Raw genomic sequence first — 15,103 nt, 5'->3', positions numbered from 1 at the left:
TAGCGCATCGCTCTATGATACGCTACCTTTTTATTTTGCTCTTTTTTTGCAGTTCGTTTACTGTTACGAACTGATAGCCCTTCTTAGATAATGAGTCTAAAATACCTTCAATGGTCTGTAAATTTTCATTAGACTCATCATACATAGAGTGCAGTAAAATGATAGAACCTGGTTTTACGTTTTTAGCAACATATTCAATTTTATCGGCCACAGATTTATAAAAAGTATCAGGTTCAAGGTCCCATGTGATTGTTTCGATATTATTTTTATTTAAATAATAGGGCAGACCAATTAGCTTTTTTCCGTTAGGTGGTCTAAAATCAATTTCGCCTGTATATCCTGTTTGGCGGATTAATGCATTCGTTTTTTCTATTTCTTCTTTAATAAAAGAAGGTGTTTTAAAAACCATTCTGTTATGAGAGTATGTATGGTTTCCAACTTGGTGTCCAGATTGTACGATATCTTCTCCTAACGATAGGTTTTTCTCTAATTCATTTCCGATTAAAAAGAATGTAGCTTTTGCATTGTATGTATCTAGTAGCGGTAATATTTGTTTTACATTGTTAGTAGGGCCATCATCAAAAGTTAAAGCAATCATTTTTTCATTTGTTTCTACTCGGTTTGTTAAATCTCCAAACAATTGAAAACTTCTTGCGTTCATCAATTTGTATGTTCCAAATAATGCTACAGTAATAATGAATAATGTAACGACTATAATGATTATTTTCTTTTTCATAAAGCGACCTCACTATACTTTTGGATTGGACTAAAAAGTATTATATCAAACTAAGTAATTTCATGCTTTAAAAAGGATGTGGATGCAAGGGGAAGGAATTTATCATATAATAAAATGCAAAAGGTATATTAGGAGGTGTTTAAATGGCGATTATAATTCAATTGCCGGACACTGCAACGTCTCATGCAAAGCCAAGTATGGAAATGGCGATACTTTGCGTGAGGTAGACAAGTAATATACAATCGCCTAAATGAGCTCGTATCATTTTTTATATTTGGCTTTGCACCTTATTGAAATGAACCATAAAAAATAAGGGGCGAGCAGAAATGAAATACGTTAAAGCTGCGACGGTTTTACCAGAAAGTTTAATTATTGAAATTCAAAAGTATATACAAGGTGAAACAATTTACATTCCAAAACAAGAAACAAAACGTTATAAATGGGGTACACGATCTGGAGGAAGAAAACAATTAGATGAAAGAAATAAAGCGATTAAAGAAGCGTTTAAAAGTGGGATTTCCGTTCATCAACTTGCAGAGGAGTATTTTCTTTCCGGAGAAACGATTAAAAAGATAGTGTATACTAAATGAAGATAAAAGAGTCTAGTTCAAATATTATTTTGAACTAGACTCTTTTTGCTTTGTATGTATCGGATATATTGTGTATGAATGGACAAGATAATAGAAAAAATGTGCCGTTTTTTTACTAGAATATAGAGCGTTTGAGTGAAAAGCAGAAAGGTGAGCATATATGAATCATTTAGGACAAATAACGATAGAACTATTTTTGGTTTTTTTGTGCTATTGATTGCTACTAAAATATTAGGGAAGACACAAATATCTCAGTTAACGCCATTTGATTTTATTTCTGCCATTGTTCTCGGAGAATTAGTCGGAAATACTATATATGATCCGAAAATAAAAATATGGTCTATTTTATATGCAGTACTTGTATGGGTAGTGTTAATCTATTCAATAGAAGTGATAACACAAAAATTTAGAGGGACGAGAAGTTTTTTTGAAGGCTCCCCTTCAATCATTATCCGTAATGGATATATTGATCGGGAACAATTAAGTTCAAATCATTTGGATATTAATCAACTACAACAAATGCTTAGGCAACAAAAAGACATATTTTCAATCAGAGAAGTTGAATATATGATTTTGGAACCTAATGGAAACATAAGCGTTCTGAAGAAAAGCAAATACGAATCACCCACTATAAATGATTTAAGTTTAAAACATAAGCCTGTATACTTACCGATTTCATTAATTAGTGATGGAAAAGTAGTGAAGGATAATTTGAGAGAAGCTGGCTTTGATGAAGGATGGCTGTATAAACAAATAAAGCAAAAAGGGATTACTAAATTTGAGGATGTATTATATGCAGAATGGAAAACAGACGATGGTTTCTTTTGTCAGGAAATGAAGCGGTAGAACATAATCGAAGTATGTAATATTCGTTTCTAAGTTATCTTTTACATATCAAAAAGCTGAATCTTTGTATACAATAAAACTAGATCAACAATTTGTATGGAGTGATAAAGATGGAAGCTTTTATTAGAAGTGATCAATATAATTTTATAAAATCACAAGCTTATATTTTAGCAAATGGGCATGCAACGGCAAATGATAGAGGTGTAATTCAAGCGTTAAAATCACTTGCGATTGAAAAGATAATACATGTATTTGAGAATTTAACGGATGAACAGAAAGAGTTAATTGATACGGTATTAACAGTTCAAAATAGAGAAGATGCAGAATCGTTTTTAATGAAAATAAATCCGTATGTCATTCCGTTTCAGGAAGTTACAGCGCAAACATTAAAAAAATTATTTCCTAAAGCGAAAAAGTTAAAACTTCCTGATATGGAAGAACTGGATATGAAAGAATTATCTTATTTAAGCTGGATTGATAAAGGGTCAAGCAGGAAATTTATTATAGCGAAAAATGATAAAAATAAGTTTGTTGGTCTGCAAGGTACGTTCCAAAGTTTAAATAAAAAAAGCATTTGTTCATTATGTCATGGGCATGAAGAAGTAGGAATGTTTTTAGTTGAAATTAAAGGTGATGTACCAGGAACTTTCGTTAGAAAGGGAAACTATATTTGCAAAGATGGTGTAGCTTGTAATCAGAATATGAAATCACTTGATAAATTGAACGATTTTATTGAACGATTGAAGAAATAAAGAAGGAACCTCTAGTATGTGAACTGGAGGTTTTTATTTTTTGAAAAAGTAATAATGGGATTCTTTTATAGTTGTAAATTTATAAAAAAAGTCATGTCATTTATAATGAAATTTGATAAAAATATCAATTTGGACATAGTTGCTTATATGCAAGGAGGTAAAACATGAATTACATTTCACCGAAAGAAGAGATGTTAAAAGTGAAACGGTGGCCTAAAGACACGATAGCGGCAGGTCGGGGTCATACAGTTGCTCTGAAATCAGATGGAACGGTAGTAGCAGTGGGGCGAAATAAAGAAGGAGAATGCAATGTAAGTGGCTGGAATGATATTGTTGCGGTCGCAGCGGGTAATGTTCATATGGCGACTAACACGGGTAATGCTCATACAATCGCTCTGAAATGTGATAATACTGTGGAAGCGGTGGGATGGAATAAGCATGATCAATGCGATGTGAACGACTGGCATAATATTGTATCGGTTGCGGCAGGATGGCGTCGTACTATTAGTCTTAAACCGGATGGCACGGTAATAGCGGTGGGGCGAAATAAAGAAGGAGAATGCAATATAAGCAGCTGGAGAGATATTGTGGCGACTACGCTGGGTGACTGGCATACAGTTGGTCTTAAATTGGATGGAACGGTGACGGCAGTAGGGAATAATCGATATGGCCAATGCAATGTAAGCGAATGGAGTGGTATTGTGGCGTTGGCAGCTGGTTATCTTCATACTGTTGGTTTGAAATCGGATGGCATAGTGATGGCCGTGGGGAATAATAAACATGGTCAATGTGATGTAAGCAGCTGGAAAGATATTGTGGCAGTAGCGGCAGGGAGTAATCATACAATTGCTCTGAAATCAGATGGTACTGTAGCGGCAGTAGGTTCGAATGGGTATGGTCAATGTAATGTAAGCGATTGGAACGATATTGTAGCGATAGCGGCGGGGTGTGCACATACGGTCGGCCTGAAATCAGACGGCACGGTGGTAGCAGTAGGTGATAATACATACGGTCAATGCGATGTAAGTAGCTGGCGTAACATCCGATTGCCTGGCAAATAGTTAATTTACAATAAATCACTAGTAATATTATTCTATTTTAGGAGTAATTATGGAATAGGATATGTAGATAAGAATCCCTTTTAAAAAGGGGTTCTTATTTTTTTCCGTAAAATGAGTGTCTAAATGGAATTTTTTTAAGCTACAGTAGACGATATAAGTTATAAAAAAGCATAGGAGAGGTGAAGAATTGTTTAAAAAGCTTTTATTTTCTTTACCAGATATTTTACTTGTGTGTATTGTTTTCTACATAACATATACAAAATCTTTTAGTTTTGGACAGACGTTAGTAATTTCAATTGCAATCGGAATCATTGGTGGTCTTGTTATAAGAATTTGTAAGGATGTATTCACGTATATAAGATGGACAATTAAACAGAGGAAATCTTGAATATGTTGTATTGCTATTAGGAGGAGATGAAATGACTAAGAAAAAGAGTAGAGTGAAAAACGAGATAGCACTTTGGACATTAACAGCGGTTGTTCTCATCATTGTATGGTACTTTTTTCAAAGATAAAAACGCATCGCACTTTGAAAAGAAAGCACGATGCGTTTTTATTATTTTTTTTGCCAATTTTCTTTTATAAAGTCTTCACGACCAGATTCTTTTTGCTCAGCAGCATATTTCTCTGGATTTTTTTTATAGAAATGTTGATGGTATTCTTCAGCCTCATAAAAAGGTGCAGCCGGGCGAATTCCAGTTACAATTGGCTCTTTAAACATACCGCTTTCTGCAAGAGCTTGTTTTGATTTTTCAGCAAGCTCTTTTTGCGTTTCAGTATGATAAAAAATAGCAGTGCGATAAGATGGACCACGGTCAAAGAATTGTCCGCCATCATCAGTTGGATCGATTTGTGGCCAATATAAATCTAGTAATTTTTCATATGGAAAAATAGAAGGGTCGAATGTAATTTGTACAACTTCTAAATGACCAGATGTACCAGCTTTTACTTGTTCATATGTTGGGTTTTCTACATGGCCACCTGCATAGCCAGAACGTACTTTATGAATACCAGGAAGTTCATCAAATGGCTTTACCATGCACCAAAAGCAACCGCCTGCAAAGGTTGCGAGTTCGTATGTTTTTTCGGACATTGCTGTAATCCTCCTAAATATATATGTTTTATATAGTATTATACAAAAAGTTTTATTGCGCAATAAAAAAGATTCAAAAATATATGTATTATTGAAAATATTTTCTGAAAATATGTTGACAATGAAAAGAACAACGTCCTATAATACGTTTAACAAATAAAAGTTAATTAAGAATTTTCTAACTTTATATTTTACATATGCAAAGAAGAGGAAAGTAGATGATTATGATCGTTTCAGAGAGCTACTCCTAGGCTGTGAGAGTAGTAGCAATCGAATCATTGAAGATCACCTCGGAGCATCGCTTGCGAAAGGGAAACTGAGTAGAGGGCGGCGGCATCGTCTCCGGTAAAAGGACGGAGGTCTGATTGGACCTACAAAGCTTATATTTCGTGAGAAGTATAAGGAAGCTGAGTGGTAACGCGAAACTCTCGCCTCAGCAATCAAAGCTACTAATTTGTAGTAGTTGATTGCTGAGGCGAGAGTTTTTATTTTAAAAATAGAATAAAAGGATGCGAGGAAGAGGAGAGTAAATGATAAAGATTGTTTCAGAGAGCTGCCCAAAGGCTGTGAGGGTGGTAACAATTGAATCATTGAAGATCACCTCGGAGCACTGCTTTTGAAGTTAGTAAAAAGTAGCGGAGTTGTTTCCGATAGAAAAACAAAAGTCTAATTTGACTTGCAGAGCTTATATTTCGTGAGAAGTGTAAGGAAGCTGAGTGGTACCACGATTCCCTCGTCTCAGCAATGGATTGCTACAAGTGTGTAAGTAATCGATTGTTGAGACGAGTATATTTTTAAGGTTATTATACTGAATATTCTGTTAAGAATACTCATCTCAGCAATCGATATAGAAATAGATTGCAAAAATAGAGATAAAACAGAGGAGCGATGTGAGATGGGAAACCAGTACATTTATATGAATGGGGAATTTGTAGAGAAAGAAAAGGCAGTTGTTTCAGTATATGATCACGGCTTTTTATACGGGGACGGTGTATTTGAAGGGATTCGTAGTTACGGAGGAAATGTATTTTGTTTAAAAGAACATGTGAAACGACTATATGAATCCGCGAAATCTATTTTGCTTACAATTCCAATGACGGTAGATGAAATGGAAGAAGCAGTTTTACAAACATTGCAAAAAAATGAATACGCGGATGCCTACATTCGATTAATTGTTTCAAGAGGAAAAGGTGACTTAGGGCTTGATCCGAGAAGCTGTGTGAAACCGAGCGTAATTATCATTGCAGAACAATTAAAGTTATTCCCTCAGGAATTTTATGATAATGGACTAAGCGTTGTGTCTGTTGCATCAAGACGTAATACGCCAGATGCATTAGACCCACGTATTAAGTCAATGAATTACTTAAATAACGTACTTGTAAAAATTGAAGCGGCACAAGCTGGAGTGCTAGAAGCACTTATGTTAAATCAACAAGGATATGTTTGTGAAGGATCTGGAGATAATGTTTTCGTTGTGAAAGATGGAAAGGTGTTAACACCTCCTTCGTACTTAGGGGCGCTAGAAGGTATTACGAGAAATAGTGTGATTGAGTTATGTGAACGTCTAAGTATTTCGTGTGAGGAAAGGCCATTTACTCGCCATGACGTATATGTAGCAGATGAAGTGTTTTTAACAGGAACTGCAGCGGAACTAATTCCTGTAGTGAAAGTAGATTCAAGAGAAATTGGAGATGGAAAACCAGGAGATGTAACAAAAAGATTAACCGAAGAATTTAAAAAATTAACGAGAGAAAGAGGAGTACGTGTTCCAGGGTTGGCGGAAAGTTTAGCGTAAATAGGGAGAGGAGTTAATTGAAATGGAGGAACAGTATACAGCATGCGATGAACTGCAGAGTGAAGAAGCTACAGGTGCTGGACACGTTATTCAATGTTTGAAGAAATTAGGTGTAACGACCGTTTTCGGTTATCCGGGCGGAGCGATTTTACCAATATACGATGCGTTATACGAAAGTGGTTTAAAGCACGTGTTAACTCGTCATGAACAAGCTGCAATTCATGCAGCGGAAGGATATGCGAGAGCTTCTGGAAAGGTTGGGGTAGTCTTTGCTACCTCTGGTCCAGGGGCGACGAATTTAGTTACGGGTTTAGCAGATGCTTATATGGATTCGATTCCTTTAGTAGTCATTACAGGGCAAGTTGCAACGCCTTTAATTGGTAAAGACGGATTTCAAGAAGCGGATGTTGTCGGAATTACAGTACCTGTTACGAAGCATAATTACCAAGTTCGTGATGTAAATCATTTATCAAGAACTGTGCAAGAAGCTTTTTACATCGCCGAAAGCGGGCGATCGGGACCGGTATTAATTGATATTCCAAAAGATGTTCAAAATGCAAATGTAACAAGTTTCTTTAATGAAGAAGTGGAGATTCCAGGATATAAACCAGAACCTTTGCCAGACAGTTTGAAACTGAGAGAGGTAGCAAAATCAATTTCAAAAGCAAAACGCCCACTCCTTTATATCGGGGGAGGCGTCATTCATTCAGGCGGATCTGAAGAACTCATCAAGTTTGCGAAGGAGAATCGTATTCCAGTCGTTTCAACTTTAATGGGACTGGGTGCATATCCGCCGGGAGATCCGTTGTTTTTAGGAATGCTCGGTATGCATGGAACGTACGCTGCAAATATGGCAGTAACAGAATGTGACTTATTACTGGCGTTAGGTGTTCGTTTCGATGATCGTGTAACAGGAAAATTAGAACTTTTTTCTCCGCATTCGAAAAAAGTACATATTGATATTGATCCTTCTGAGTTCCATAAAAATGTAACTGTAGAGCATCCGATTGTTGGTGATGTGAAAAAGGCGCTACATATGCTGTTACATATGTCTATTTATACACAAACAGATGAATGGCTTCAGAAAGTGAAGAAATGGCAAGAAGAATATCCACTTTCATATAAGCAAAAAGAATTTGAGTTAAAACCACAGCATGTTATCAACTTAGTAAGTGAATTAACGAATGGTGAAGCGATTGTCACGACAGAGGTAGGACAGCATCAAATGTGGGCTGCTCACTTTTATAAAGCGAGAAAACCACGGACTTTTCTAACATCAGGGGGATTAGGGACGATGGGATTTGGTTTTCCAGCAGCGATTGGAGCTCAGCTTGCAAAAGAAGAAGAACTCGTCATTTGTATTGCTGGTGATGCTTCTTTCCAAATGAACATTCAAGAGCTGCAAACAATTGCTGAAAATAATATTCCTGTCAAAGTATTCATCATAAACAACAAATTTTTAGGGATGGTAAGGCAATGGCAAGAAATGTTTTATGAAAACCGTTTGTCTGAATCGAGAATTGGGTCACCAGATTTTGTGAAAGTAGCAGAAGCTTATGGTGTAAAAGGGCTAAGAGCAACAAATTCGTTTGAGGCGAAAAAGGTAATGTTAGAAGCATTTTCTCATGAAGGTCCTGTCGTAGTTGACTTTTGTGTAGAAGAAGGTGAGAACGTCTTTCCGATGGTTCCGCCAAACAAAGGGAATAACGAAATGATTATGAAGAGGTGGGAAGAATGAGTCATACTTTTTCATTAGTTATTCATAACGATCCGAGCGTCTTATTACGCATAAGTGGAATTTTTGCTCGGCGTGGTTATTATATTTCTTCTTTAAATTTAAACGAAAGAGATACAAGTGGTGTTTCTGAAATGAAACTAACAGCAGTTTGTACTGAAAATGAAGCAACGTTACTTGTCAGTCAGTTGAAAAAATTAATCAATGTACTGCAAGTAAATAAATTATAAGGAGTGTATGGAATATGAAAACTTATTATGAGAAAGATGCAAATTTAGAGCTATTAAAAGGGAAAACAGTTGCGGTGGTCGGATATGGATCTCAAGGTCATGCCCAAGCACAAAATTTACGCGATTCTGGTGTGGAAGTTGTAGTTGGTGTTCGCCCTGGTAAGTCATATGAAGTAGCAAAAGCTGATGGATTTGAAGTAATGTCTGTTTCAGAAGCGGTTCGAACCGCACAAGTTGTACAAATGTTATTGCCGGATGAACAGCAAGCGTATGTATATAAAACAGAAGTAGAAGAGAATCTTCGTGAAGGACAAATGTTACTTTTCTCACATGGATTTAATATTCACTTCGGGCAAATTAATCCGCCAAGTTACGTAGATGTAGCAATGGTTGCACCAAAAAGTCCAGGTCATCTCGTTCGCCGTGTCTTCCAAGAAGGGAATGGCGTTCCGGCATTAGTCGCGGTGCATCAAGACGCAACGGGAACAGCACTACATGTAGCATTAGCGTATGCAAAAGGTGTAGGTTGTACACGGGCAGGGGTAATTGAAACGACATTCCAAGAAGAAACAGAAACAGACTTATTCGGTGAGCAAGCAGTGCTTTGCGGAGGGGTAACAGCACTTGTGAAAGCTGGTTTTGAAACGTTAACGGAAGGTGGATATCGTCCTGAAATTGCATACTTTGAATGTTTGCATGAATTAAAGTTAATTGTTGATTTAATGTACGAAGGCGGATTAACGAATATGCGTCATTCTATTTCAGATACGGCAGAGTTTGGAGATTATGTAACAGGATCGAGAATTGTTACAGATGAAACGAAGAAGGAAATGAAACGTGTTCTTACAGAAATTCAGCAAGGTGAATTTGCGAAAAAATGGATTTTAGAAAATCAAGCAGGGCGTCCAACGTATAATGCGATGAAAAAAGCAGAACAAAATCATCAGCTTGAAAAGGTGGGGGCGGAACTTCGTGAAATGATGAGCTGGATTCATGCACCGAAAGAATTAGTAAAGAAATAGATTAAGAGAGTATAAGTGAAAAATATGTAAGAGGGGATTTGACAAGATGAGAAGTGACATGATTAAAAAAGGTTTTGATAAAGCTCCGCATCGTAGTTTATTAAAAGCAACCGGTTTGAAAGATGAAGATTTTGATAAACCGTTTATAGCGATCTGTAATTCTTTTATTGAAATTATTCCAGGGCATAAGCACTTGAACGAGTTTGGAAAACTTGTAAAAGAAGCCGTTCGTGCAGCGGGCATGGTACCATTCGAATTCAATACAATTGGAGTAGACGATGGTATTGCGATGGGACATATCGGTATGCGTTATTCGCTTCCGAGTCGTGAAATCATTGCAGATTCAGTAGAAACAGTTGTAAATGCACATTGGTTTGATGGCATGATTTGCATTCCAAACTGTGACAAAATTACACCTGGTATGATGATGGCGGCTCTTCGTATTAACATTCCAACTGTATTTGTTTCAGGTGGTCCGATGGCTGCGGGAAAAACATCTAAAGGAGAAGTTGTCGATTTAAGTTCCGTTTTTGAAGGGGTAGGAGCTTATCAATCCGGGAAAATTTCAGAAGAAGAATTAAAGGATATCGAAGATCATGGCTGTCCATCTTGTGGCTCTTGTTCGGGTATGTTTACCGCGAATTCTATGAATTGTTTATGTGAAGTGTTAGGTTTAGCTCTTCCAGGAAACGGTAGTATTTTAGCAATTGATCCAAGACGTGAGGAGTTAATTAAACAAGCAGCAGAGAAATTAAAAATTTTAATTGAGAGAGATATTAAGCCACGCGATATTGTGACAGAAGAGGCAATTGATGATGCATTTGCACTTGATATGGCGATGGGAGGATCTACGAATACAGTATTACACACGCTAGCGCTCGCACAAGAGGCAGGATTAGATTACGATATGAACCGTATTGATGCTGTTTCAAGACGTGTACCGCATTTATGTAAAGTAAGCCCTGCTTCTAATTGGCATATGGAGGATATTGATCGAGCAGGCGGGATTAGTGCAATTTTGAAAGAGATGAGCAGAAAGGAAGGGGTACTTCATCTAGATCGCATAACTGCTACTGGGCAAACATTAAGAGAAAACATTGCTGAATCTGAGATTCAAGATAAAGAAGTTATTCATACTCTTGAAAACCCTCATAGTGAAGAAGGGGGATTACGTATATTAAAAGGAAACCTTGCGAAAGATGGGGCAGTTATTAAAAGCGGAGCAACAGAGGTAAAACGATTTGAAGGACCTTGCGTTATTTTTAATTCACAAGATGAGGCGCTTGCGGGCATTATGCTTGGAAAGGTGAAAAAAGGAGATGTAGTTGTCATTCGTTATGAAGGGCCAAAAGGCGGACCAGGTATGCCAGAAATGTTAGCACCAACATCAGCAATTGCTGGTATGGGGTTAGGAGCAGATGTTGCACTGTTGACAGATGGACGTTTCTCCGGTGCTTCACGTGGTATTTCGGTAGGACATATTTCACCGGAAGCAGCTGCAGGTGGTACGATTGCTCTTCTTGAGAAAGGGGATATAGTTTGTATTGATGTTGAAGAACGTTTGCTAGAAGTAAGGGTGAGTGATGAAGAATTAGAGAAACGGAGAAAAGAATGGAAACGACCAGAACCGAAAGTAAAGACTGGCTGGCTTGGACGATACGCACAAATGGTAACATCGGCGAATACAGGTGCAGTTCTAAAGGTACCGAACTTTGATTGAGTCAATCTAAAAGAGATAAGGATGATAGAAAATGGTGCAGAAAGTAAAGGAGAGAGTGAAAATTGAAGATATCTTAATGGCTCATAATTGCATGAAAGATATCGTTATTAAAACACCGTTACAACGAGATACAGTTTTATCTGAGAAATATGATTGTGACGTTTATGTGAAACGAGAAGACTTACAATTGATTCGATCTTTCAAAATTCGTGGTGCGTATAATTTGATTCAAAGTTTACCGAAAGAAAAGTTACAAAATGGTGTTGTTTGTGCAAGTGCTGGTAATCATGCGCAAGGGGTAGCTTATACGTGTAATTTATTGAAGATTCCGTCAAATATTTTTATGCCCACAACGACACCTAAGCAAAAAGTATCACAAGTCCAATTTTTCGGTGGTGATTTCGCAGAGATTGTATTAGTTGGTGATACATTTGATAGCTCTTTCCAAGAAGCACAGCGCTATTGTGATGAACATAAGATGACATTCGTTCATCCGTTCGATGACCCGTATGTCGTTGCTGGTCAAGGAACAGTGGCGGTTGAAATTATGCATGATATGGAGAAACCAGTTGATTATATCTTTACAGCAATCGGCGGTGGAGGGTTAGCATCAGGTGTTGGTACATATGTGAAAGGTGTTAGTCCTGCTACAAAGGTCATTGGTGTAGAACCGATGGGGGCTGCATCTATGAAAGAGGCTTTTCTTCAAAATGAAAATGTGGCATTGGAGAAAATAGATAGTTTTGTTGATGGGGCAGCGGTTAAAAAGGTAGGAAAGTTAACATTTGAAACTTGTAAAGAGGTAATTGATGATATTGTTTTAGTACCAGAGGGAAAGGTTTGTACGACGATTTTAGAACTGTATAAGAAAAATGCAATTGTAGCTGAACCCGCTGGAGCGCTTTCTATTGCGGCGCTTGATCTTTACAGAGATGAAATAAAAGGGAAAACAGTTGTATGTACGCTAAGTGGTGGAAATAATGATATTGATAGAATGCAAGAAATGAAAGAACGTTCCCTCATTTATGAAGGATTAAAGCATTACTTCATCATTGAATTCCCGCAGCGTTCAGGAGCACTAAGAGAGTTTCTTGATAAGGGATTAGGCCCAGAAGATGATATTACACGATTTGAGTACATTAAGAAACATAATAAAGAAAATGGTCCAGCACTAGTCGGTGTAGAATTAAAACATAAAGAAGATTACGAGCAATTAATTACTCGTTTTAAAGAAAATAATATTCAATTTGTGGAGCTCAATAAAAATCCTATTTTGTTTGATTTACTTATTTAAAAGAAATAGAAAGAGAGCTATTATTAGCTCTCTTTCTATTTACGTTTATTTATTATTTTCCCAGTATCATCAATTTCTACATCGGTTGAAACCGTTTGTAAATATTGTAGTGCTTTTTTCTTTTCTTCTTCATTTACAGGAGAAACTTGGTTGTTGCGAATGATGTACGGGTTAAATGACATTTGGACATCATTTCCTTTAAAGGTTAAAGTTAATACGCCAGTTTCGGCGCTTTTTCCATTTACATAACTTGGGAATAAAAAGTTTCCTAATGAGTAAGCGATAGGAACTTTATTATAATACTCAAACCCTTGTAACCAATGTGGATGACTGCCGACAATTGCGTCAGCTCCTGCTTCAACCATTTTAGGTACATATTGTTTTTGATATTCTATTGGACGATTTGATTTTTCAACGCCCCAATGCATATAAACGATTACATAATCAGCATCTTTCTTTTGCTCTTGAATCGTTTTTGTCACAAGATCTAAATCATATCCGTTCGTAACGCCAGGCTTATTTTCACCAGCTACCCAATTAAAGTTAGGCATAAATCGAACGAAGGAAAGAAACTTAAACTTTTTCCTTTTACAGTTAGTTCACGAGCGGTATAAGCATCCTCAGCATTTTTTCCGGCTCCAGTGTAAGGTAGTTTTAATTTTTCGACGTGAGAAATGGTGTCTAGTAGTCCATCTTGTCCATAATCAAGCGTATGGTTATTGCCAATATTGACAATATCGTATCCAGTATTTTTTATTGCTTGTAGTGTGGATGGGTCGCTTTTAATCCAAAATTGTTGTCCAGGTACTTTTTTTTCTCTCGTTGTAAATGCTGACTCTAAATTAATAAAAGAAATATCAGCTTTTGTTATTTCTTCTTTTACATGTTGGAATGGATAATCAGCCCCATTTTTTTCGATTACGGGACGTAATTGCCAATCGAACATTGTATCACCAGAGAAGGTGAGTGTGATTTCAGGCTCTTCTATTTTCTTTTCATTTGTTGAAGCAGTTTTACTAGATTTGTTTTGCAAATCGGGTTTGTCTTTCGCTTTTGAAATAAAAGAGTAGTTGATTAATAAAACAATTGGTGTAATGAAAAAGGCTATTAACAGAAATCGTTTTAGTAAAGTTTTCATAAATACCTTCCCTTTTGAGTGTATCCTGCTATTTATGGGCAGTAAAACTCCCACCTCGAAATTTGGCGAATGCAAGGGAGTTAGGTGGGAATCGGCTGACCGTAAAAGCCCGATTGGTGTGGGCTAATAATTATTGGGGATGGCCCCAATGATTAAAGTTTCACTGTATCCCGCAAGTAGATTAACAATGAATCTACTAAAGGCAATCGGTCTTTGTATAGTTACAAAAAATAGCGGGTTATGTAGTGGAAAACGTTTGTTAATATTCATAATGTTAAGTTAACATATAGATAACCTGTAAATCAATGTATAAACCAAAATATAGAAATAAAGAATTCGAAGGGTGAAGAATGAGAAATGGTTATATTAGGAGCAGTTGTAAATGGGATTTGTATTATATTTGGTACTTTACTTGGTAAATTATTTAGTGCGATTCCAGAAAGTATGAAGGGAACAATTATGCATGCAATCGGTTTAGCGGTTACTGTACTTGGACTTCAAATGGCATTAAAAAGTGAAAATTTTCTTGTTGTCATACTAAGTTTAGTTATTGGTACGGTAATCGGGGAATGGCTACAATTAGAAGAAAGGTTAAAACTGTTAGGGGATTGGTTAGAAAATAAAGTTGGATCGAAAGGGAAAGGGAGCATATCAGAAGGCTTTGTAACAGCCACACTTATTTTTGCAATTGGTGCGATGGGGATACTTGGTGCATTGGACAGTGGGATTCGCGGAAATCATGATATTTTATTTACAAAGGCGATTATCGATGGATTCATTTCTATTATATTAACGACAACTCTAGGAATTGGCGTAGTATTTTCAGCGATTCCAGTGATTTTATATGAGGGAGGTATTGCAGTTTTTGCAACACAAATTAATAGTTTTGTTCCAAAAGAATTAATGAATCAATTTATAGTGGAAATGACGGCTACTGGCGGTATTATGATATTCGCAATCGGATTAAACTTACTTGGATTTATTAAAATTAAAGTGGCAAATTTACTTCCAGGCATATTAATGGTTGGAGTAATTGTTTCTATTATATATGGTTATGGTTTGATAATAAGTCATTAGGGGAAGGGATATAG

13 protein-coding genes, 2 pseudogenes and 2 other annotated features are annotated in these 15,103 nt (G+C 36.6%); of the genes and pseudogenes, 12 read left to right on the top strand and 3 right to left on the bottom strand.

Features of this window, described 5'->3' with window-relative positions; translation table 11 throughout:
* Positions 1-22 precede the first annotated feature (22 nt).
* On the bottom strand, positions 23-736 hold the full coding sequence (locus CDB3_RS15240; protein ID WP_128855079.1) for a polysaccharide deacetylase family protein: 714 nt from the start codon (positions 734-736) through the stop codon (positions 23-25).
* 326 nt (positions 737-1,062) lie between these two features.
* On the opposite strand from CDB3_RS15240, the gene CDB3_RS15235 reads away from it, so the two are divergent.
* From CDB3_RS15235 to CDB3_RS15215, 5 genes and pseudogenes are all read left to right on the top strand, one after another.
* Positions 1,063-1,326, top strand: a complete 264-nt coding sequence (locus CDB3_RS15235) for a CD3324 family protein (RefSeq protein ID WP_128855078.1) — start codon at positions 1,063-1,065, stop codon at positions 1,324-1,326.
* A 160-nt stretch (positions 1,327-1,486) separates the two neighbouring features.
* Positions 1,487-2,172, top strand: a pseudogene (locus CDB3_RS15230) (DUF421 domain-containing protein).
* A gap of 110 nt (positions 2,173-2,282) precedes the next feature.
* Entirely contained in the window at positions 2,283-2,924 is a 642-nt protein-coding gene (locus CDB3_RS15225; RefSeq protein ID WP_071770032.1) for a FusB/FusC family EF-G-binding protein, read from the top strand.
* A gap of 164 nt (positions 2,925-3,088) precedes the next feature.
* Complete coding sequence (locus tag CDB3_RS15220; protein WP_128855076.1) at positions 3,089-3,985, top strand: RCC1 domain-containing protein; 897 nt, start codon at positions 3,089-3,091, stop codon at positions 3,983-3,985.
* Positions 3,986-4,172: 187 nt separating this feature from the next.
* A complete protein-coding gene (locus tag CDB3_RS15215) occupies positions 4,173-4,373 on the top strand; it encodes a hypothetical protein (RefSeq protein ID WP_128855075.1) in 201 nt (66 codons plus the stop codon).
* A gap of 168 nt (positions 4,374-4,541) precedes the next feature.
* Here CDB3_RS15215 and msrA read toward each other — a convergent pair whose 3' ends face one another.
* A complete protein-coding gene (gene msrA, locus CDB3_RS15210) occupies positions 4,542-5,078 on the bottom strand; it encodes a peptide-methionine (S)-S-oxide reductase MsrA (RefSeq protein ID WP_128855074.1) in 537 nt (178 codons plus the stop codon).
* A gap of 193 nt (positions 5,079-5,271) precedes the next feature.
* Positions 5,272-5,517: a binding site (T-box leader), on the top strand.
* A gap of 66 nt (positions 5,518-5,583) precedes the next feature.
* Positions 5,584-5,822 (top strand) — a binding site (T-box leader).
* Positions 5,823-5,973: 151 nt separating this feature from the next.
* On the opposite strand from msrA, the gene ilvE reads away from it, so the two are divergent.
* Genes ilvE through ilvA form a run of 6 tightly spaced genes read left to right on the top strand, consistent with a single transcriptional unit; the run spans position 5,974 to position 12,874 of the window.
* Positions 5,974-6,873 (top strand): branched-chain-amino-acid transaminase, encoded by a 900-nt coding sequence (ilvE, locus tag CDB3_RS15205; protein ID WP_128855073.1) that lies wholly within the window; start codon positions 5,974-5,976, stop codon positions 6,871-6,873.
* A gap of 22 nt (positions 6,874-6,895) precedes the next feature.
* Positions 6,896-8,611 carry an acetolactate synthase large subunit gene (ilvB, locus tag CDB3_RS15200; protein WP_128855072.1) on the top strand — a complete coding sequence of 572 codons (1,716 nt, stop codon included), beginning with the start codon at positions 6,896-6,898 and terminating at the stop codon, positions 8,609-8,611.
* Entirely contained in the window at positions 8,608-8,838 is a 231-nt protein-coding gene (locus tag CDB3_RS15195) for an ACT domain-containing protein (RefSeq protein WP_044440462.1), read from the top strand. The genes ilvB and CDB3_RS15195 overlap by 4 nt, the downstream gene beginning before the upstream one ends.
* Before the next feature lie 14 nt (positions 8,839-8,852).
* On the top strand, positions 8,853-9,860 hold the full coding sequence (gene ilvC, locus CDB3_RS15190; protein ID WP_002189180.1) for a ketol-acid reductoisomerase: 1,008 nt from the start codon (positions 8,853-8,855) through the stop codon (positions 9,858-9,860).
* Positions 9,861-9,906: 46 nt separating this feature from the next.
* On the top strand, positions 9,907-11,580 hold the full coding sequence (gene ilvD / locus CDB3_RS15185) for a dihydroxy-acid dehydratase (protein ID WP_128855071.1): 1,674 nt from the start codon (positions 9,907-9,909) through the stop codon (positions 11,578-11,580).
* Between the two features lie 31 nt (positions 11,581-11,611).
* On the top strand, positions 11,612-12,874 hold the full coding sequence (gene ilvA, locus CDB3_RS15180) for a threonine ammonia-lyase IlvA (RefSeq protein ID WP_128855070.1): 1,263 nt from the start codon (positions 11,612-11,614) through the stop codon (positions 12,872-12,874).
* 35 nt (positions 12,875-12,909) lie between these two features.
* Here the strand turns inward: ilvA and CDB3_RS15175 are convergent.
* Positions 12,910-14,012 (bottom strand): annotated as a pseudogene (locus CDB3_RS15175) (CapA family protein).
* A 357-nt stretch (positions 14,013-14,369) separates the two neighbouring features.
* Between CDB3_RS15175 and CDB3_RS15170 the strand changes: the two are divergent.
* On the top strand, positions 14,370-15,089 hold the full coding sequence (locus tag CDB3_RS15170) for a DUF554 domain-containing protein (protein WP_000236011.1): 720 nt from the start codon (positions 14,370-14,372) through the stop codon (positions 15,087-15,089).
* Positions 15,090-15,103 lie beyond the last annotated feature (14 nt).

The sequence above is a fragment of the Bacillus sp. CDB3 genome (genome assembly GCF_002081505.1).
Taxonomy (GTDB): domain Bacteria; phylum Bacillota; class Bacilli; order Bacillales; family Bacillaceae_G; genus Bacillus_A; species Bacillus_A cereus_AT.
The sequence above is the reverse complement of the archived record's forward strand: the minus strand, read 5'-3'. Positions and strand labels throughout refer to the sequence as shown.